This window comes from Streptomyces altiplanensis, assembly GCF_053591575.1.
In genome coordinates this window covers 1-20,616 of sequence record NZ_JBSFUB010000094.1, presented here as the reverse complement: position 1 = coordinate 20,616, position 20,616 = coordinate 1, and the positions used below count along the sequence as shown (strand labels likewise).

Annotated in this window: 14 protein-coding genes; 10 read left to right on the top strand and 4 right to left on the bottom strand. The window is 70.4% G+C overall.

Features of this window, described 5'->3' with window-relative positions; all coding sequences use genetic code 11:
* Positions 1–2 precede the first annotated feature (2 nt).
* The 6 genes from mtrA to ACWD0Y_RS29385 all read left to right on the top strand — a co-directional run bounded on the left by mtrA (position 3) and on the right by ACWD0Y_RS29385 (position 7,390).
* A complete protein-coding gene (gene mtrA / locus ACWD0Y_RS29410) occupies positions 3–692 on the top strand; it encodes a two-component system response regulator MtrA (RefSeq protein WP_187281934.1) in 690 nt (229 codons plus the stop codon).
* Between the two features lies 1 nt (position 693).
* Positions 694–2,691: an MtrAB system histidine kinase MtrB gene (mtrB, locus tag ACWD0Y_RS29405; RefSeq protein ID WP_450263351.1), complete on the top strand. Its 1,998-nt coding sequence runs from the start codon at positions 694–696 to the stop codon at positions 2,689–2,691.
* The gene (locus ACWD0Y_RS29400) at positions 2,681–4,564 is read left to right on the top strand and encodes an LpqB family beta-propeller domain-containing protein (RefSeq protein WP_450263350.1); all 1,884 of its coding nucleotides are present in this window, start codon (positions 2,681–2,683) and stop codon (positions 4,562–4,564) included. The genes mtrB and ACWD0Y_RS29400 overlap by 11 nt, the downstream gene beginning before the upstream one ends.
* 119 nt (positions 4,565–4,683) lie before the next feature.
* Complete coding sequence (locus ACWD0Y_RS29395) at positions 4,684–5,412, top strand: ComF family protein (protein WP_450263349.1); 729 nt, start codon at positions 4,684–4,686, stop codon at positions 5,410–5,412.
* Between the two features lie 319 nt (positions 5,413–5,731).
* On the top strand, positions 5,732–6,421 hold the full coding sequence (gene hpf / locus ACWD0Y_RS29390; protein ID WP_450263357.1) for a ribosome hibernation-promoting factor, HPF/YfiA family: 690 nt from the start codon (positions 5,732–5,734) through the stop codon (positions 6,419–6,421).
* Between the two features lie 222 nt (positions 6,422–6,643).
* A complete protein-coding gene (locus tag ACWD0Y_RS29385) occupies positions 6,644–7,390 on the top strand; it encodes a response regulator (RefSeq protein WP_093800598.1) in 747 nt (248 codons plus the stop codon).
* Here ACWD0Y_RS29385 and ACWD0Y_RS29380 read toward each other — a convergent pair.
* Positions 7,383–8,555 carry a winged helix-turn-helix domain-containing protein gene (locus ACWD0Y_RS29380; protein WP_450263348.1) on the bottom strand — a complete coding sequence of 391 codons (1,173 nt, stop codon included), beginning with the start codon at positions 8,553–8,555 and terminating at the stop codon, positions 7,383–7,385. The genes ACWD0Y_RS29385 and ACWD0Y_RS29380 overlap by 8 nt on opposite strands.
* A gap of 50 nt (positions 8,556–8,605) precedes the next feature.
* Positions 8,606–9,178, bottom strand: a complete 573-nt coding sequence (locus ACWD0Y_RS29375) for a GNAT family N-acetyltransferase (protein ID WP_450263347.1) — start codon at positions 9,176–9,178, stop codon at positions 8,606–8,608.
* Between the two features lie 240 nt (positions 9,179–9,418).
* Here ACWD0Y_RS29375 and secA point away from each other — a divergent pair, with 240 nt between their 5' ends.
* The gene (gene secA, locus ACWD0Y_RS29370; protein ID WP_450263346.1) at positions 9,419–12,253 is read left to right on the top strand and encodes a preprotein translocase subunit SecA; all 2,835 of its coding nucleotides are present in this window, start codon (positions 9,419–9,421) and stop codon (positions 12,251–12,253) included.
* A gap of 129 nt (positions 12,254–12,382) precedes the next feature.
* On the opposite strand, the gene ACWD0Y_RS29365 is transcribed toward secA, so the two are convergent.
* Positions 12,383–12,907: an Rv3235 family protein gene (locus ACWD0Y_RS29365; RefSeq protein ID WP_450263345.1), complete on the bottom strand. Its 525-nt coding sequence runs from the start codon at positions 12,905–12,907 to the stop codon at positions 12,383–12,385.
* 277 nt (positions 12,908–13,184) lie between these two features.
* Between ACWD0Y_RS29365 and ACWD0Y_RS29360 the strand changes: the two genes are divergently transcribed.
* Complete coding sequence (locus ACWD0Y_RS29360; protein ID WP_093803507.1) at positions 13,185–13,691, top strand: DUF6912 family protein; 507 nt, start codon at positions 13,185–13,187, stop codon at positions 13,689–13,691.
* A 49-nt stretch (positions 13,692–13,740) separates the two neighbouring features.
* Positions 13,741–14,406, top strand: coding sequence for an HAD family hydrolase (locus ACWD0Y_RS29355; protein WP_450263344.1), 666 nt, complete (start codon positions 13,741–13,743; stop codon positions 14,404–14,406).
* Between the two features lie 89 nt (positions 14,407–14,495).
* Here ACWD0Y_RS29355 and ACWD0Y_RS29350 read toward each other — a convergent pair whose 3' ends face one another.
* The gene (locus ACWD0Y_RS29350; protein ID WP_450263343.1) at positions 14,496–15,062 is read right to left on the bottom strand and encodes a DJ-1/PfpI family protein; all 567 of its coding nucleotides are present in this window, start codon (positions 15,060–15,062) and stop codon (positions 14,496–14,498) included.
* A 466-nt stretch (positions 15,063–15,528) separates the two neighbouring features.
* Between ACWD0Y_RS29350 and ACWD0Y_RS29345 the strand changes: the two genes are divergently transcribed.
* The gene (locus tag ACWD0Y_RS29345) at positions 15,529–20,472 is read left to right on the top strand and encodes an NAD-glutamate dehydrogenase (RefSeq protein ID WP_450263342.1); all 4,944 of its coding nucleotides are present in this window, start codon (positions 15,529–15,531) and stop codon (positions 20,470–20,472) included.
* Positions 20,473–20,616 lie beyond the last annotated feature (144 nt).

The following is a 20,616-nucleotide window of genomic DNA, read 5'->3' as shown; positions in this document are numbered from 1 at the left end:
GGATGATGTCGTTTATGAAGGGACGCGTCCTTGTCGTCGACGACGACACCGCACTGGCCGAGATGCTCGGCATTGTGCTGCGTGGTGAAGGATTTGAACCGTCGTTCGTAGCGGATGGCGACAAGGCACTTGCCGCATTCAGGGAGGCCAAGCCCGACCTGGTGCTGCTGGATCTCATGCTGCCCGGACGGGACGGCATCGAAGTCTGCCGGCTGATCCGGGCCGAGTCCGGGGTGCCGATCGTGATGCTCACCGCCAAGAGCGACACCGTAGATGTGGTCGTTGGGCTGGAGTCCGGTGCTGACGACTACATCGTCAAGCCGTTCAAGCCCAAGGAGCTCGTCGCCCGTATCAGGGCGCGACTGAGGAGGTCGGAGGAGCCGGCGCCGGAACAGCTGGCGATCGGGGACCTGGTCATTGACGTGGCCGGGCACTCCGTGAAGCGTGAGGGGCAGTCCATCGCCCTGACCCCGCTCGAGTTCGACCTGCTGGTCGCGCTCGCCCGTAAGCCGTGGCAGGTGTTCACCCGCGAGGTGCTGCTGGAGCAGGTGTGGGGATATCGCCATGCCGCGGACACCCGGCTGGTCAATGTCCATGTTCAGCGGCTGCGCTCGAAGGTCGAGAAGGACCCCGAGCGGCCGGAGATCGTCGTGACCGTCCGCGGGGTCGGCTACAAGGCCGGACCGAGCTGACATGACCCGAGGCAGCGCTGCTCCGATGCCCGGGGAGCCGGGAGTCCGTACGGGGCGGGCTGCCGGTCCCCGGCGAGGGATGCCCGCGTCCAGGGGCGGCCGTTTTCTGCAGGGCGGGCCCGCGCTGCGGCTCTTCGCGCGCTGGGTGCGCCGGCCGTTGCTGCCCTCCCTGCGGCTGTGGCGGCGGAACATCCAGCTGCGCGTGGTCGTCGGCTCGCTGCTGATGTCGCTCGGTGTGGTGCTGCTGCTCGGTTTCGTCGTGATGTGGCAGGTGCGCAACGGCCTGCTCGACGCGAAGCAGGAGGCCGCCCAGAGCCAGGCGGCCGGTGGATTCGACGTGGCGGAGGAGAAGGCCCGTGCCGTCGCGGGAACGGGTGCGGGGGCCGGTGACAGCTCGGAGATCCGGGCTGCCGCCCGCAACTCCACCAACTGGCGGACCGAGCTGGTCGAGCAGCTGGCCAGTGGCGGCCGGCAGGCCTTCCACGTGGTGGCGCTGAGCGCCGACTCGGACGACGAGAGTTCCATCAACCGGGGGCCGCGCGCCTCGGGCGGCGTGAACCAGAGTGCGAGCGTGCCGCAGAAACTGCGGGACGCCATCGACGAGGGGACCGGCAAGGCGTACAAGGCCTTTGTCCGGATCACGTACACGGACGCGCAGGATCCCGAACCGGGCCTGGTCATCGGCAAGCAGCTGAACGACAACAGCGGCCAGCCCTACCAGCTCTACTACCTCTTCCCGCTGACGCAGGAGGAGGAGTCGCTGAGCCTGGTGAAGACCACGCTCGCCACCGCGGGAGTGTTCGTCGTCGTCCTGTTCGGCGGCATCGCGTGGCTGGTCGTGCGACAGGTCGTCACGCCCGTGCGCATGGCCGCGGGGGTCGCCGAGCGGCTGTCCGCCGGCCGGCTCCAGGAGCGTATGAAGGTCACGGGCGAGGACGACATCGCCCGGCTCGGTGAGGCCTTCAACAAGATGGCGCAGAATTTGCAGGTCAAGATCCAGCAGCTGGAGGAGCTGTCCCGGCTGCAGCGGCGCTTCGTCTCGGACGTCTCGCACGAGCTGCGCACACCGCTGACGACCGTACGGATGGCCGCCGACGTCATCCATGAGGCGCGTTCCGACTTCGACCCGGTGACGGCGCGGTCCGCCGAGCTGCTCGCCGGGCAGCTGGACCGGTTCGAGTCGCTGCTCGCCGACCTGCTGGAGATCAGCCGGTTCGACGCGGGCGCGGCGGCCCTGGAGGCCGAGCCGATAGACCTGCGTGAGGTCGTACGCCGGGTCATCGAGGGCGCCGAGCCGCTGGCCGAGCGCAAGGGAACCCGGATACGGGTGACCGGTGACGAACAGCCCGTCGTCGCCGAGGCCGATGCCCGGCGCGTGGAGCGCGTCCTGCGCAATCTCGTGGTCAACGCCGTCGAGCACGGTGAGGGCCGGGACGTCGTGGTCCGGCTGGGCGCCGCGGGCGGAGCGGTCGCCGTGGCGGTCCGTGACTACGGCGTCGGGCTCAAGCCGGGGGAGGCGACGCGGGTCTTCAACCGGTTCTGGCGTGCCGATCCGGCGCGGGCGCGTACCACCGGCGGGACCGGCCTCGGGCTGTCCATCGCCGTCGAGGACGCGCGGCTGCACGGCGGCTGGCTGCAGGCGTGGGGAGAGCCGGGCGGCGGATCGCAGTTCAGGCTGACCCTGCCGCGTACGGCGGACGAGTCGCTGCGCGGCTCGCCGATTCCGCTGGAACCCGAGGATTCACGGCGTGGGCGCGAGCGCGCGGAGGCGGACAGCCGGATCGCGGGCAACGGGCCGGACAGCGGCGCGCACCGGCTCGCGACCGTGCCCGCTCAGCCGGGTGCCGAGCGGTCGCCGCTGCCGACGGCGTCGCGCGCGGTGCCCACGGCGGACCCGACGGCGCTGCCGGGCAGTGGGGCCCGGGTGGTGGCGCGCCCGGCGGGCGACGGCGACAGTTCATCGCAGGCGGAGCGGAAGGACAGCACCCGTGGGCACTGAGCGAGGACGCGGCGGCCGGTGGCGGGTGCCCCGTACGCCGGTGCTGCTGGGGTGCGGCGTGCTGCTGGCCGGCTGTGCGTCCATGCCGGACAGCGGTGACGTGGAGGCCGTGGACGCTTCTCCGCGCGGTGACTCGCAGGTGCGGGTGTACGGGATGGCCCCGAGGGACGGGGCGCAGCCCAACGAGATCGTCGAGGGGTTCCTGGAGGCGATGACGGGCGACGACCCGCAGTTCGCCACGGCCCGCAAGTACCTGACGAAGAAGGCGTCCGACACATGGGACCCGAGCCGGGTCACGGTGCTGGCCAACGGCCCGGTGCCCCAGGACCAGCGGGCCAGTGACCGCGAGGGCGGGGTCTATACGTACGCGCTGACCGGCACGGAGATCGCCGAGGTGAACGGGCAGCGCGCGTACCGGCCGGTCAACCGCGAGTACCACGAGACGATCCATCTCAGCAGGCAGAGCGGTCCGGACGGCCAGGAGTGGCGCATCGACGGTCTGCCGCAGGGCCTGGTGCTCGGCGAGTCGGACTTCGAGCGCATCTACAGCTCTGTCAACAAGTACTACTTCGCCTCGGGTACGTCGTCCGAGCGGACCGGGGCCGCCCACCCGTGGCTGGTCGCCGACCCGATCTATGTGCGCAAGCGCATGGACCCGCAGACCCAGATGGACCCGGTGACGCAGACGGTCGAGGCGCTGCTGAGCGGCCCGACCAACTGGCTGAAGCCGGTGGTGAGCTCGAGTTTTCCCACGGGTACGGCACTGAAGCTGAAGGAGGGCACCAAGTCGCTGGTGTTCGACGACCGCAACGCTCTCAAGGTGCCGCTCAACGGGAAGGCGTCCAACGTCGGCCAGAAGCGGTGCAGGGAGATGGCGGCCCAACTGCTGTTCACCCTGCGGGACCTGACGTCGTACCGGGCCGGCCAGGTGGAGCTGCAGCGGTCGGACGGCTCGGCGCTGTGCGTGCTCGGCGGCGACCAGGCGCAGGACTTCGCTCCGGAACGCGCTTCGGGGAGCCCCGACTACCAGTACTTCCTCGACACCAAGCAGCGTCTCGTACGGATGGTGGCCAACACCGAGAACGCCGACGCCGACGATGAGGCCGACCCCGTGCCGGGCCCCTTCGGCAACGGCGAGCGGCAGCTCGGCGCGGTCGCGGTGGCGCGCGACGAACGGCGGGCGGCAGGGGTCTCGCAGGAGGCGCACGCGCTGTATGTGGCGTCCGTCGTCTCGGACGGCGAGCCACGGGAGCCGGTGCTGACCAGCAGCGCCAAGGAGAAGACGGACCGTCTCTCGGCGCCGAGCTGGGACGGCCGGGGCGACCTGTGGGTGGCCGACCGGGACCCCCGCCAGCCGCGGCTCCTGCGGCTGGCGGGCGGCGAGGGCGAGCCGGAGGAGGTCAAGGTCGTCGACGGCCTCGACGGGGCTCGTGTCGAAGCCCTGAAGGTGTCGGCGGACGGTGTACGGATCGCTCTGCTGGTCTCGCAGGACGGCCGGACGACCTTGAAGCTCGGCCGGGTCGAGCGGCACGGGCCCGATGACAAGCCGGAAGTGTCCGTTGCCGACCTGCGGCCCATCGCCCCGCAGATGGAGGAAGTGACGGCCGTGTCCTGGGCCGGCCGCAGCCGTCTGGTGGTGGTCGGCCGCGAGTCCGGCGGGGTGCAGCAACTGCGGTACCTGCAGACGGACGGTTCGACGTCGGACGCCCAGTCGGTGCCGGGCGCGAACCGGGTGACGGCGGTCGCCTCGGCGGACGACGACCGGCTGCCGCTGCTGGCGCACTCGCTGGAGGACGGGATTGTGCGGTTGCCGCCGGGCGCCAACTGGAAGACCGTGGTCAGCAAGGGATCGTCCCCGGTCTACCCGGGCTAGCCGGCCCGCTTCCGCCCCCCGTTTCCGCAACAGGTGCAGGTGCAGGTTCCCGGCTTCCGGCCCCTCTGGGTTTTCCACAGGGGTGGCTGTCGCGGGCGCGGCCCGGCAGGGTGGGTGCCATGCGCGGGTGGTGGCGGGAGATCTCCGGCCTGGTGCTGCCGGTCGCGTGCGGCGGCTGCGGCAGGCCGCGGACGCTCCTGTGCCCGGAGTGCGGGCAGGCCCTGTACGGCGCGGGTGCGCGCCGGGTGCGCCCGTGTCCCGAGCCGCCGGGGCTGCCGGTGGTCCATGCCGCCGCTCCGTACGAGGACGCGGTACGGGCCGTGCTGCTCGGGCACAAGGAACGGGGCGCGCTGGGGCTGGCCGGACCGCTGGGTGTCGCGCTGGCGGGCGCGGTACGGGGTGCGACGGCCGGTTCACCGGCCGGGGCGGCGGGGCCGCTGCTGCTCGTACCCGTGCCGTCCGCGCCCGGGGCGGTCAGGGCGCGCGGGCACGATCCGGCGCGCCGGATCGCGCTGGCGGCCGCGGGCGAACTACGGCGCGCCGGGGTACCGGCCCGGGTGCTCGCGGTGCTCAGGCAGCGGCGCGCGGTGTACGACCAGTCGGGTCTGAGCGCCCGGGAGCGGGGCGCGAACCTGGCGGGGGCCCTGGAAGTGACCGCCGGGGGCGGCCGGCTGCTGGAGGGCGGCCGGGCCGTACTGGTGGACGATCTCATGACAACGGGGGCTTCGCTCGTGGAGGCGGCCCGTGCACTGAGTGCCACCCGAGAACGGCTGATTCCCGCATCCGGCCAGTTGAACGCGGCTGTGGTCGCGGCACCGGCGCTCTCTTTCGGAATAAACCGGAACTGACGGGGAACTTGGATCGTTGCAGGTGGAGACAGAGGAAAAGCACTTGATCGGAGGTACGCACCGGTAGCGGGTGCCGACATACGTCCGAGCGAGCTATGTTCGGTTGTGAGGAAAAGCAGAGCCTGCACCTCATAGGTTTATGTGAACGGCTGCGCTTCGGGTTTTCTCTTCAGCCCGAAGTCGATGGGGTGGGGACCTTGTCGACTGGGGAGGAGGAGGTGAAAGTCACCAAGTCCGAGGTTCCGGTGAGCACCGGAACCTGGTGCAAAAGGGAGACGCCCCGCCGCTGAAGCGGGGCTATCCGGGAACGGAGTTCTGCGTGGACATCGTCGTCAAGGGCCGCAAGACCGAGGTGCCCGAGAGGTTCCGCAAGCACGTGGCCGAGAAGCTGAAGCTGGACAAGATCCAGAAGCTCGACGGCAAGGTGATCAGCCTGGACGTCGAGGTGTCCAAGGAGCCCAACCCGCGGCAGGCCGACCGTTCCGACCGGGTGGAGATCACGCTTCACTCGCGTGGTCCGGTGATCCGGGCCGAGGCGTCGGCCGCCGACCCGTACGCGGCGCTGGACCTCGCCACGGGGAAGCTGGAGGCACGGCTGCGGAAGCAGCACGACAAGCGCCACACGCGCCGTGGCAACGGCAGGCTGTCGGCCGCCGAGGTCGGTACGGTGGTGCCGGATGCCGCAGCCATCAACGCCAACGGGACGCTCGTCACCGAGGAAGCGGCGCCCGCCGTCCCCACCACCAGGATCGGCCCGCTCGAAGTGCAGGGCGAAGGACCGCTGGTGGTCCGCGAGAAGACCCACGTCGCGGCACCGATGACGCTCGACCAGGCGCTCTACGAGATGGAGCTGGTCGGGCACGATTTCTATCTCTTCGTCGACTCCGAGACGAAGGAGCCCAGTGTCGTCTACCGGCGGCACGCCTACGACTACGGTGTCATCCACCTGACGACGGACGCTCTGGCCGAGGCCGAGGCGGGCGGCGCCGGAGGTGCGCTCGGCGGGTGATCCGCCGGGCACGCTGAACCAGCGCGGGCAACGTGCCGTACCCATCTGTGATGGTGCCCCTGGAGCGCCTGTGCGCCCCCCAGGGGCACCATCGTGCGACCGAAGGATCACCGCTGCGCCGTCCGGGCATGAAATCATGACGTCGCAAGCCAATCGGTGCTCTGCACACTGTGGTTGGGGCAGCTCATGAATTTCGGGCCACGGCCTTCAGGGGGAGGAACGATGGCGGACAGCTTCGGTCCGGTGCACGACGGGTTCGGCGTGGAGGATGCCGACGGCCCCGACACGGACGCCGGGGGGTCGCGCAAGGAGCCCATCAGGGTGCTGGTCGTGGACGACCACGCCCTGTTCCGCCGGGGGCTGGAGATCGTCCTGGCGCAGGAGGAGGACATCCAGGTCGTCGGCGAGGCCGGTGACGGGGCGGAGGCCGTGGACAAGGCCGCCGATCTGCTGCCCGACATCGTGCTGATGGACGTACGGATGCCCAAGCGCGGTGGCATCGAGGCATGTACCTCGATCAAGGAGGTGGCTCCCAGCGCGAAGATCATCATGCTGACGATCAGCGACGAGGAGGCGGACCTCTACGACGCGATCAAGGCGGGTGCGACGGGGTATCTCCTCAAGGAGATCTCCACGGACGAGGTGGCCACCGCGATCCGGGCGGTGGCCGACGGCCAGTCCCAGATCAGCCCGTCCATGGCGTCCAAGCTCCTCACGGAGTTCAAGTCGATGATCCAGCGCACCGACGAGCGACGGCTCGTCCCGGCGCCGCGGCTGACCGACCGGGAGCTCGAGGTCCTCAAACTGGTCGCGACCGGCATGAACAACCGGGACATCGCCAAGGAGTTGTTCATCTCCGAGAACACCGTGAAGAACCATGTCCGGAACATCCTGGAGAAGCTGCAGCTGCACTCCAGGATGGAGGCGGTGGTCTACGCGATGCGGGAGAAGATCCTGGAGATCAGGTGAGGCGGGCCAGTTCGGCGGTCAGCGCGGTGCGCAGCTCCGGTGTGCCGACGCGCTCCAGCCGTACGTCCGTGCAGCCGACCCACTCCGCCGCCTCGACCAGGGCCCGGGCCATCGGCGCCGCCGCCTTCCGGCTCTCCAGGGAGACCTGGCGCGCCACCAGGGTCTTGCCCTCGCGCGCCGGGTCGACCCGGCCCAGCAGCCGGCCGCCCGCGAGCAGGGGCATCGCGAAGTAACCGTGAATCCGCTTCGGCTTGGGGACGTATGCCTCCAGGCGGTGCGTGAAGCCGAAGATGCGTTCGGTGCGCGGGCGGTCCCAGACGAGCGAGTCGAAGGGCGACAGCAGCGTCGTGCGGTGACGGCCGCGCGGGGCGCTCGCCAAGGCCTCGGGGTCCGCCCAGGCGGGCTTCGACCAGCCCTCGACCTCGACCGGAACCAGCCCCGACTCGGCGATCACGGCCTCGACCTGCTCGCCCTTGAGGCGGTGGTAGTCCGCGATGTCGGCGCGCGTACCGACGCCGAGCGACTGCCCGGCCAGCCGTACGAGGCGGCGAAGGCACTCGGTGTCATCGAGGTCGTCGTGGCGGACGGCGTCCGGGACGGCGCGCTCGGCGAGGTCGTAGACCCGCTTCCAGCCGCGCCGCTCGGTGCACACCACCTCGCCGTACATCAGCGCACGCTCGACGGCCACCTTCGACGCCGACCAGTCCCACCACTCCCCGCCGTTCTTCGCGCCGCCCAATTCGGTCGCGGTGAGCGGTCCTTCGGCGCGCAGCTGCTTGATCACCGCGTCGTACGTGCCGTCCGGCAGGTCGTGGTGCCACTGCGGGCGGTCGCGGTAGGCGCGGCGGCGGAAGGCGAAGTGCGGCCATTCCTCGATGGGCAGGATGCAGGCGGCGTGCGACCAGTACTCGAAGGCATGACTGCCGGTCCAGTAGGCGTCCTCCACGGCGGCCCGGCCCACGGCGCCTAGGCGGGCGTACGCGATCAGCTCGTGGGAGCGGGCCAGCACGGAGATCGTGTCGAGCTGCACCGCGCCCAGGTGCCGCAGCATGCCGCGTACCCCGCCCCGCCGGTCCGGCGCGCCCAGGAATCCCTGGGCGCGCAGGGCGATCCTGCGGGCTTCGTCGGCGGACAGGGAGGCCGTGGGCGACAGCAGACTGGTCATGGCCGCACCCTAAGGGCCGACACTGACAACAGGACCTGGACTGCGGGAAATCAGCCCCTGGCGGGCAGGTACGGGCGGTCCGTGGGCAGTCCGAGGTCGGAGGGGAGCAGGGCGCCGATCCAGCCGTCGCGGCGTACGCCCTTGTTCGCGATACCGGAGCGCTGGATGCCCTCGATGACGAAACCGGCCTTCTCGGCCACCGCGCGGGACGCGTAGTTGCCGACCTCGGCGCGCCACTCCAGGCGTTCCACGCCGGCCGTGGTGAAGGCCCAGCGGGCGAGGGCCCCCACCGCCTCCGTGACGTAGCCGCGGCCGCGGTGCGGCTTCGCCGCCCAGTACCCGATTTCCGCGATGCCCTCACCGCGCGTGATCGACGACAGCGCCGCCACCAGTTCCCCGCCGCCCCGGGTGAGCACCGCGAAGGCGTACGCCGTGCCGTAGCGCCAGCCGTCGGGCACGATCCGGCCGGTGAAGCTCTCCGCGTGCTCCCGTTCGTACGGTGAGGGAATCGACGTCCAGCGCTGGATGCCGGGATCCTGGCAGGCCTGGAAGACGGCCTCGGTGTCGGCGGGCTCGAAAGGACGCAGCAGCAGACGCCCGGTGGTGAGGGTGGTGGGCTCCATCGGCCGATTCTCGGCGCGGCGGGCGGGGCGCGCCAGACCTTTTCGGGACGGCCCGGCACCTTCCGGGCTCCCTGTCCGTTCTCTTTGCGGGTGACAGTGGGCCTTCCTGCGGGCGGACCTCCCGGCGTGGCGGGGTCCTCGCTTACGATGGCCGTTGCGGTGGGGACCACCTGCCGTGCCCGCGCCAGAGTCCACATACGACCCAGTGCACAGGCCCGACCGGCAAGGAGACCAGCCTCAGTGTCCGTCTTCAACAAGCTCATGCGTGCAGGCGAAGGCAAGATCCTGCGCAAACTGCACCGCATCGCGGACCAGGTCAACTCCATCGAAGAGGACTTCGTCGACCTCTCCGACGCCGAGTTGCGGGCGCTCACCGATGAGTACAGGCAGCGGTACGCCGACGGCGAGAGCCTGGACGACCTGCTCCCCGAGGCGTTCGCGACCGTTCGCGAGGCGGCGAAGCGCGTTCTCGGCCAGCGCCATTACGACGTCCAGATGATGGGTGGCGCCGCCCTGCATCTCGGTTATGTCGCCGAGATGAAGACCGGTGAGGGCAAAACCCTCGTCGGCACGCTTCCCGCGTATCTGAACGCGCTGTCCGGCAAGGGCGTCCACCTGATCACGGTGAACGACTACCTGGCCGAGCGCGACTCCGAGATGATGGGCCGGGTGCACAAATTCCTCGGCCTCGAGGTCGGCTGCATTCTTGCCAATATGTCGCCCGCGCAGCGCCGTGAGATGTACGCCTGCGACATCACGTACGGCACGAACAATGAATTCGGCTTCGATTATCTGCGCGACAACATGGCGTGGTCGAAGGACGAGCTCGTCCAGCGCGGTCACAATTTCGCGATTGTCGACGAGGTCGACTCGATCCTGGTCGACGAGGCCCGTACGCCGCTGATCATCTCGGGCCCGGCCGACCAGGCCACCAAGTGGTACGGCGACTTCGCCAAGCTCGTCGTCCGCCTGAAGAAGGGCGAGCCGGGCAACCCGCTCAAGGGCATCGAGGAGACCGGCGACTACGAGGTCGACGAGAAGAAGCGCACGGTCGCCATCCACGAGTCCGGCGTCGCCAAGGTCGAGGACTGGCTGGGCATCGACAACCTGTACGAGTCGGTCAACACGCCGCTCGTCGGGTACCTGAACAACGCCATCAAGGCCAAGGAACTCTTCAAGAAGGACAAGGACTACGTCGTCATCGACGGCGAAGTCATGATCGTCGACGAGCACACCGGCCGTATCCTCGCCGGCCGCCGCTACAACGAGGGCATGCACCAGGCGATCGAGGCGAAGGAAGGGGTGGACATCAAGGACGAGAACCAGACCCTCGCCACGATCACCCTGCAGAACTTCTTCCGCCTCTACGACAAGCTCTCCGGCATGACCGGTACGGCCATGACCGAGGCCGCCGAGTTCCACCAGATCTACAAGCTGGGCGTCGTGCCGATCCCGACGAACCGGCCGATGGTCCGTGCCGACCAGTCCGACCTGATCTACCGCACCGAGGTCGCGAAGTTCGCCGCGGTCGTCGACGACATCGTGGAGAAGCACGAGAAGGGGCAGCCGATCCTGGTCGGCACCACTTCCGTGGAGAAGTCGGAGTACCTCTCGCAGCAGCTCTCCAAGCGCGGCGTCCAGCACGAGGTCCTCAACGCCAAGCAGCACGACCGTGAGGCGTCGATCGTCGCCCAGGCCGGCCGCAAGGGCGCCGTCACCGTCGCCACGAACATGGCGGGCCGCGGTACGGACATCAAGCTCGGCGGCAACCCGGACGACCTCGCCGAGGCGGAGCTGCGCCAGCGCGGCCTCGACCCGGAGGAGCACATCGAGGAGTGGGCCGCGGCCCTGCCCGCCGCGCTGGAGAAGGCCGAGCTGGCCGTCAAGGCCGAGTTCGAAGAGGTCAAGGCGCTCGGCGGCCTCTACGTGCTGGGCACCGAGCGGCACGAGTCGCGCCGTATCGACAACCAGCTGCGCGGCCGCTCCGGCCGACAGGGCGACCCGGGCGAGTCGCGGTTCTACCTGTCGCTGGGTGACGACCTGATGCGCCTGTTCAAGGCCGCGATGGTCGAGCGCGTGATGTCGATGGCCAACGTGCCGGACGACGTGCCGATCGAGAACAAGATGGTGACGCGGGCCATCGCCTCCGCCCAGTCGCAGGTCGAGCAGCAGAACTTCGAGGCGCGCAAGAACGTCCTGAAGTACGACGAGGTGCTCAACCGGCAGCGCGAGGTCATCTACGGCGAGCGGCGCCGGGTGCTCGAGGGCGAGGACCTGCAGGACCAGATCCGTCACTTCATGGACGACACCATCGACGCGTACATCCAGGCGGAGACCGTCGAGGGCTTCGCCGAGGAGTGGGACCTCGACCGGCTGTGGGGCGCGTTCAAGCAGCTCTACCCGGTGAAGGTCACCGTCGAGGACCTGGAGGACGCGGCGGGCGACCGGGCGGGCATCACCGCCGAGTTCATCGCCGAGTCCATCAAGGACGACATCTATGAGCAGTACGCCGAGCGTGAGGCGCAGCTCGGCTCCGACGTCATGCGTGAGCTGGAGCGGCGCGTGGTGCTGTCCGTCCTGGACCGCAAGTGGCGCGAGCACCTCTACGAGATGGACTATCTCCAGGAGGGCATCGGCCTGCGCGCGATGGCCCAGAAGGACCCGCTGGTCGAGTACCAGCGCGAGGGCTTCGACATGTTCAACGCGATGATGGACGGCATCAAGGAGGAGTCCGTCGGCTACCTGTTCAACCTGGAGGTCCAGGTCGAGCAGCAGGTCGAGGAGGTCCCGGTGCAGGCTGTGCCCGACCAGGCGGGGGCCGGAAGGCCGTCGCTCAGGAAGGAGGACGCGGTGCCCGCCGGCGCCGGCCGTCCGGAGATCCGGGCGAAGGGGCTCGACGCCCCGCAGCGGCCCGACCGGCTGCACTTCTCCGCTCCCACGGTGGACGGCGAGGGCGGTGTCGTCGAGGGCGACTTCGACAACGAGGACGAGCCCGCCCGGTCCGAGTCGGACGGCATGACGCGCGCCGAGCGGCGCAAGGCGCAGAAGGGCGGCGGACGCCGCCGCAAGAAGTAGGCGCGGGCAGGCGGGCGTACAGCCCGTACGACCCTGCGTGGCATGACGGCCGGGGCCGGACACCGATGGGGTGTCCGGCCCCGGCCGCGTCCCGGCTGTGCCGCGGCCCCGGCCGTGTCTGTGCCGCCTTCACGCCGGGGCGCAGGCAGCGGCCGCCGGTGCGCCGCCCAGCTCGACGGCGGCGCACCGCCAGCGCAGGTCACGGCCCTGTTCCAGGCGGAACGCCATCGCCCGTACCTGCTCGCCGGCCGCGATGCTTGCGAAGGCCTCGACGACGCCGGGGCGCGGATGGAAGCAGCCGCAGGTGCGTACGACGGGAAGCGTGCCGCGCGTGCGCAGCGGGGTCGTGGGCGCGAGCTGGACGAGCTGCTCGTACGCCTCGCCGATGGTGTGCCCGAGCATCCAGTGGACGGGGCGCCGGCCGCTGAGCACCGCCAGCAGGCGCTCGGCGAACTGTTCGTGCGGGGTGGGACGGCGGTGGTGGTGCCGCAGTGCCTGGGCTGCGGGCGCGGCGGACGTGGTGGTGGGTGCGGTGCGGGGGGCGCCGGCTGTGGGGCTGCCGGCCGCCGTCCCGGGGGTCCTCGCCCTGAGCGCGGAGGCGCCGGGCCCGCGCTGGTCGTGGCGTCCGTGCGGCCGGGTCCTGTCCTTGTTCATCTGTGTGCCCCGCTCTGCCGGCCCGGCTTTGATACCGGGCGGTAACTTCTGCTGGTGTTCTTCTACGGGGACGGACAGGCGGCGGCAAGGAGCGGTGGACGCGGGAGGCACCGGCCGAACGGATCACCTATCAGGGTGACGGAAGACAGTGCCGGGGCGGCGTCCGCTCCGCACCCGCCTCCCGGGGTGGACGTCGCGGGAGCCGGGGACCACCACTCCGAAGGGGGACTCCGTACGTATCCTTGAGTCCGTCTCCGACTACGAAAGCGGCCTGCCGATGCGCGTCTACGTCCCCCTGACCCTTTCCGGTCTCGCCGAGGCGCACAAGGCGGGCGAGCTGGGACCCGGCCCGCTGGCCGCCTACGCCGTGACCCCCGGCCTGCGCGAGTGGTACGTCTCGGACGACATCGAGGAGCTCGAGTACGCCGCGCTCAACCGGGCCGCGGCCGCGTCGCTGCGGCTGGTGGCGGGAGACCCGGGCGCTGCGCGGCGCCGGGTCGTCGTGGCCGTCGACGTACCGGACGGGGACGCGGTCGCCGACCCGGACCGGGGGCTGGACGCCGCGGCCATCGGCGAGGTGCGGATCGCCGCCGCGGTGCCGCTGAAGAAGGCGGCGGCGGTGCACGTCGACGCCGACGACGCGGAGGCGGACGTGACGGCGGCGGCCGCGGCGCTGGGGGCGGCGGACCACGGGGACGACGACGCGCAGTTCACGGTGGACGGCGCGGAGGACCACGAACTGCTGTGGTACGGGGTGCAGGAGATCCCGAACCTGATCGGCTGAACCCGGCTGCGATGTCTGCGCTGTCGTACCCGGTGGGTACCTTCCTGGAATGGGGAAGCACACGACGACGCATCTCGTCTGGGACTGGAACGGCACGCTGCTCGACGACATCAGTGCGGTCATCGGCGCGACGAACGCGGCGTTCGCGGAGATCGGGATCGAACCGATCACGCTCGAGCGGTACCGCGAGCTGTACTGCGTGCCCATCCCCCGCTTCTACGAGAGGCTGATGGGACGGCTGCCGACGGACGCGGAGTGGCTGGCCATGGACGAGGCCTTCCACCGGCACTACACCGAGCTGCGTGTGGTGTGCGCGCTCACGCACGGCGTCGAGGAGCTGCTGGTGGAGTGGCAGTCGACGGGCCGCAGCCAGTCACTGCTGAGCATGTACGGACACGAGCAGCTGCTCCCGGTGGTGCGGGGGTACGGCATCGAGCGGCACTTCGTGCGGGTCGACGGGCGGACCGGGCCTTCGGGCGGCAGCAAGGCCGCGCACATGGCCCGCCATGTCGCGGCGCTGGGCGGTGTCACGCCGCAGCAGGTGGTCGTGATCGGCGACGCGGTCGACGACGCGGTGGCGGCGGCGCATGTGGGGGCGCGGGCGGTGCTCTATACGGGGGGCTCGCACAGCAGGGCCAGCCTGGAGCCGGCCGGCGTGCCGGTGGTGGACAGCCTGGCGGAGGCGGTGGCGCTGGCGGAGCGGTGGATGGAGTGAGGGGCGCGGGGCGCCTCCTGCCCGGCCCCGCACCCGCTCCGCTCCGGCCCGCCCTGTCCTGTTGCGGCTCGCGCCGTCCCGCCGCGCGCTCAGGCCACCGGGCTCTTCGCGCGCAGGACCGTGAGGAACTCACGCATCCAGCTCGGGTGGTCCGGCCACGCGCGGGCCGAGACCAGGGTGCCGTCGACCACCGTCTCGGCGTCCTGGAAGGTCGCCCCGGCGGACTGCATGTCGAGCTCCAGGGCCGGGTACGCGGTGACCCGGCGGCCGGCGAGCCCGTCGACGGCCGCCGTCAGGAGCGGGCCGTGACAGATCTGGGCCACCGGCTTGTCCGAGTCGAAGAATGCCTTGAGGATCTTGCGGAGTTCCGGATCGTTGCGCAGGTACTCCGGTGCCCGCCCGCCGGGGACCACCACGGCGGCGTACTGGCCGGCTTCCACCTCGGAGAACGCGAGGTCGGCGGGCCAGGTGTAGCCGGGCTTCTCCGTGTACGTGTCGAAGCCGGGCTCGAAGTCGTGGACCACGAACTGGAGCTTCTTGCGGGTCGGGGCGGCGATGTGGACCTCGTACCCCTCCTCGCGCAGGCGTTGGTACGGGTAGAGGACTTCCAGCGACTCCGCTGCGTCGCCGGTGACGATGAGGATCTTGGGTGCCATGGCGGTGTGCTCCCCTCGGGCGGCCTGTTCCGTGCCGTCCGGTTCAACCTGCACCGGCGGGCGGCGTTTGCCAAGGCGCCCCGCCGGTTCCGGCGGCCGGGGGACCGCCGGGCGGTGCCTGCCATGAAGCGGCGCGCGCTGCGCTGTCCAGACTGTCAAACTTCCAGGCTGGTTTTGTACACCGATCGGACATGACGGCGCCCCGGTGCGGGGGGATAGCCTGGTGCCGTGATCAGCGCGATAGCCCTCGGGGGCAGTGAAGCCCCCGGCATCCGCCCGGAGCACCACCGTGCCCGGGCGATCGCTGGTCCCCGAAACCCGGACCGGCCGTCAAAAATGGCCAATAACGTCATGGGTACCCCTCACCGCGGCATAACGTCGACCCGACCGGATACCCCGCGTCGTGGCGTTGTGCCATCTTTCTTCACCTACGTCACGCAATGGCGCGCGACAGGAGCCAGAGGACATGCAGACCAAGCTGGACGAAGCCAAGGCCGAGCTGCTCGTACGGGCGGCCCGGGTAGCTGAGAACAGCCCGGCCGGGGGGCAACCTTCGTCCGGGTCCACGAGCGAAGGCATTCCCGACCGGGACACACTCCTCGCGTACCTCCAGCGCTACTACCTGCACACGGCCCCCGAAGACCTCGCCGACCGCGACCCGGTCGACGTGTTCGGCGCGGCCCTCTCGCACTTCCGGCTGGCGGAGAACCGCCCGCAGGGCACCGCCAGCGTCCGGGTCCACACCCCGACCGTCGAGGAGAACGGCTGGACCTGCAGCCACTCCGTCGTCGAGGTGGTCACCGACGACATGCCCTTCCTGGTCGACTCGGTCACCAACGAGCTGTCCCGCCAGGGCCGCGGCATCCATGTCGTGATCCACCCGCAGGTCACCGTGCGGCGCGATGTCGCCGGCAAGCTGATCGAGGTCCTGCCCAGCGACGGAGCGCGCGCCGGCGACCAGGAGCTGCCGCACGACGCGTGCGTGGAGTCCTGGATCCACGTCGAGGTCGACCGCGAGACCGACCGCTCCGACCTCAAGCAGATCACCGCCGACCTGCTGCGCGTCCTGTCCGACGTCCGCGAGGCCGTCGAGGACTGGGAGAAGATGCGCGACTCCGCGCTGCGCATCGCCGACGAGCTGCCGAGCGAGCCCACCGCCGACGACCTGCGCGACCAGGAGGTCGACGAGGCCCGCGAGCTGCTGCGCTGGCTGGCCGCCGACCACTTCACCTTCCTCGGATACCGCGAGTACCAGCTGACCGACGACGACGCGCTCGCCGCCGTCCCCGGCACCGGACTCGGCATCCTCCGCTCCGACCCGCACCACAGCGGTGACGAGGCACACCCGGTGAGCCCGTCCTTCAGCCGGCTGCCCGCCGACGCCCGCGCCAAGGCCCGCGAGCACAAGCTGCTCGTACTGACGAAGGCCAACAGCCGCTCGACCGTGCACCGGCCGAGCTACCTCGACTACGTCGGCGTGAAGAAGTTCGACGCCGACGGCAACGTCGTCGGCGAGCGCCGCTTCCTCGGGCTGTTCTCCTCGGCCGCGTACACCGAGTCCGTACGCCGTGTCCCCGTCATCCGCCGCAAGGTCGCCGAGGTCCTGGAGACCGCGGGCTTCTCGCCCAACAGCCACGACGGCCGCGACCTGCTCCAGATCCTGGAGACGTACCCGCGCGACGAGCTCTTCCAGACGCCCGTCGACCAGCTGACGTCCATCGTGACGAGCGTGCTCTACCTCCAGGAGCGGCGCCGGCTGCGCCTGTACCTGCGCAAGGACGAGTACGGGCGTTACTACTCCGCCCTGATCTACCTGCCCCGTGACCGCTACACCACCGCGGTGCGGCTGCGGCTCATCGACATCCTCAAGGAGGAGCTCGGCGGCATCAGCGTCGACTTCACCGCCTGGAACACCGAGTCGATCCTCTCCCGCCTGCACTTCGTCGTCCGCGTCCCGCCGGGCACCGAGCTGCCCGACCTCACCGACGCCGACACCGAGCGCATCGAGGCCCGCCTGGTCGAGGCCGCCCGCTCCTGGGCCGACGGTTTCTCCGAGGCCCTGAACGCCGAGTGCGGCGAGGAGCGCGCCGCCGAGCTGCTGCGCCGCTACGGTCACGCCTTCCCCGAGGGCTACAAGGCCGACCACTCGCCGCGCTCCGCCGTCGCCGACCTGGTCCACCTGGAGCAGCTGACGCACGGCCGCAACAGCTTCGCGCTGTCCCTGTACGAGCCGGTGGGCGCCGGACCGAACGAGCGCCGCTTCAAGATCTACCGGATCGGCGAGCAGGTCTCCCTGTCCGCCGTCCTGCCGGTGCTCCAGCGGCTCGGCGTCGAGGTCGTCGACGAGCGTCCGTACGAACTGCGCTGCGCCGACCGTACGCACGCGTGGATCTACGACTTCGGCCTGCGCATGCCCAAGCCGAACGGCAACGGCGACTACCTCGCCGACGACGCGCGCGAGCGCTTCCAGGACACCTTCGCCGCCGTGTGGACCGGGCAGGCCGAGAACGACGGCTTCAACGCCCTGGTCCTGAGCGCCGGCCTGAGCTGGCGGCAGGCGATGGTGCTGCGCGCGTACGCGAAGTACCTGCGCCAGGCCGGTTCGACCTTCAGCCAGGACTACATGGAGGACACCCTCCGCAACAACGTCCACACCACCCGGCTGCTGATCTCGCTCTTCGAGGCGCGGATGTCGCCGGAGCGCCAGAGCGCGGGCACCGAGCTGACCGACGGGCTGCTCGAAGAGCTCGACGGCGCGCTCGACCAGGTCGCGTCCCTGGACGAGGACCGGATCCTGCGGTCCTTCCTGACCGTCATCAAGGCGACGCTGCGCACCAGCTTCTTCCAGAAGACGAAGGCCGGTGAGCCGCACTCCTACGTGTCGATGAAGTTCGACCCGCAGGCCATCCCGGACCTCCCCGCGCCCCGCCCGGCGTTCGAGATCTGGGTGTACTCGCCGCGCGTCGAGGGCGTCCACCTGCGCTTCGGCAAGGTCGCCCGCGGTGGTCTGCGCTGGTCGGACCGCCGCGAGGACTTCCGGACCGAGGTGCTCGGCCTGGTCAAGGCGCAGATGGTGAAGAACACCGTCATCGTGCCGGTCGGCGCCAAGGGCGGCTTCGTCGCGAAGAACCTCCCCGACCCGTCCGTCGACCGCGACGCGTGGATGGCCGAGGGCATCGCCTCGTACAAGACCTTCATCTCGGCGCTGCTCGACATCACCGACAACATGGTGGCGGGCGAGGTCGTGCCGCCGAAGGACGTCGTGCGCCACGACGAGGACGACACGTACCTCGTCGTCGCCGCCGACAAGGGCACCGCGACCTTCTCCGACATCGCCAACGAGATCGCGGTCGCGTACAACTTCTGGCTCGGCGACGCCTTCGCGTCCGGCGGCTCGGTCGGCTACGACCACAAGGGCATGGGCATCACGGCCCGCGGTGCCTGGGAGTCCGTCAAGCGGCACTTCCGCGAACTCGGCCACGACACCCAGAACGAGGACTTCACGGTCGTCGGCGTCGGTGACATGTCCGGCGACGTCTTCGGCAACGGCATGCTGCTCTCCGAGCACATCCGCCTCGTCGCAGCCTTCGACCACCGGCACATCTTCATCGACCCGAACCCGGACGCGGCCACCTCGTACGCCGAGCGCCGCCGTCTGTTCGAGCTGCCGCGTTCCTCGTGGGCCGACTACGACACCTCGCTGCTGTCCGCGGGCGGCGGCGTCCACCCGCGCAGCGCCAAGGCGATCCCGGTCAACGCGCACATCCGCGAGGCGCTCGGCATCGAGCGGGGCGTCACCAAGATGACCCCGGCCGACCTGATGAAGGCGATCCTCAAGGCGCCGGTCGACCTGCTGTGGAACGGCGGCATCGGTACGTACGTCAAGTCCTCGGCGGAGTCGAACGCCGACGTCGGCGACAAGGCGAACGACGCCATCCGCGTCAACGGCGAGGACCTGCGGGTCAAGGTCGTCGGCGAGGGCGGCAACCTGGGCGCGACCCAGCTCGGCCGCATCGAGTTCGCGCGGGACGGCGGCCGGATCAACACCGACGCCATCGACAACAGCGCGGGCGTGGACACCTCCGACCACGAGGTGAACATCAAGATCCTGCTGAACGGGCTCGTCGCGGACGGCGACATGACCGTCAAGCAGCGCAACAAGCTGCTCGCCACGATGACCGACGAGGTCGGCACACTGGTCCTGCGCAACAACTACGCGCAGAACACGGCGCTGGCGAACGCCGTCGCCCAGGCGCCCTCCCTGCTCCACGCCCACCAGCGCTTCATGCGCCGGCTGGAGCGCGACGGGCACCTCAACCGCCCGCTGGAGTTCCTGCCCACCGACCGGCAGATCCGCGAGCTGCTGAGCGCGGGCCGCGGCCTGAGCCAGCCGGAGCTCGCCGTCCTGATGGCGTACACCAAGATCACGGTGGCGGACGAGCTGATCCACACCGGTCTGCCGGACGACCCGCACCTGCGGGGTCTGCTGCACACGTACTTCCCCGGGGCGCTGCGCGAGAAGTTCCCCGAGCAGATCGACGCGCACGCGCTGCGCCGCGAGATCATCACGACGGTGCTGGTCAACGACACCGTCAACACCGGCGGCTCGACCTTCCTGCACCGTCTGCGGGAGGAGACCGGGGCGTCGGTCGAGGAGATCGTACGGGCGCAGTTCTCGGCCCGCGCGATCTTCGGCCTCAGCGAGGTCTGGGACGCCGTCGAGGCACTCGACAACAAGGTCGCGGCCGACGTGCAGACCCGGATCCGGCTGCACTCGCGCCGCCTCGTCGAGCGCGGTACGCGCTGGCTGCTGGGCAACCGGCCGCAGCCGCTGGAGCTCGCCGAGACCATCGAGTTCTTCAGCGCCGGTGTGGCGCGGGTCTGGGACGAGCTGCCGAAGCTGCTGCGCGGCGCGGACCTGGAGTGGTACCAGTCCATCCTGGACGAGCTGACGGCGGCGGGCGTTCCCGAGGAGCTCGCGCTGCGGGTGGCCGGGTTCTCGTCGGCCTTCCCGACGCTCGACATCGTCGCGATCGCCGAGCGCACCGGCAAGGCGCCGATGGAGGTCGCCGAGGTGTACTACGACCTCGCCGACCGTCTCTCCATCACCCAGCTGATGGACCGGATCATCGAGCTGCCGCGGGCCGACCGCTGGCAGTCCATGGCCCGCGCCTCCATCCGCGAGGACCTGTACGCGGTGCACGCCGGCCTGACGCAGGACGTGCTCTCCGTGGGTGACGGGACCTCGACGCCGGAGGAGCGCTTCAAGGCGTGGGAGCAGAAGAACGCGGCGATCCTGGGCCGTGCGCGGACCACGCTGGACGAGATCCGGGGATCGGACGCGTTCGACCTGGCGAACCTGTCGGTGGCCATGCGGACGATGCGGACGATGCTGCGTACGCGCGTCTGACCGGTGCGCAGTCCGATCGGTAGGCAGTCCGATCGGTACCCAGGGGGCGCCCCGCACCGGAATGTCCGGTGTTCCCGCGATGCCGCCCCATGTGTCCGGCCCGGTGACGCGTCGCTGGTCGATCCGTCGCGCCCGTAAACGGAC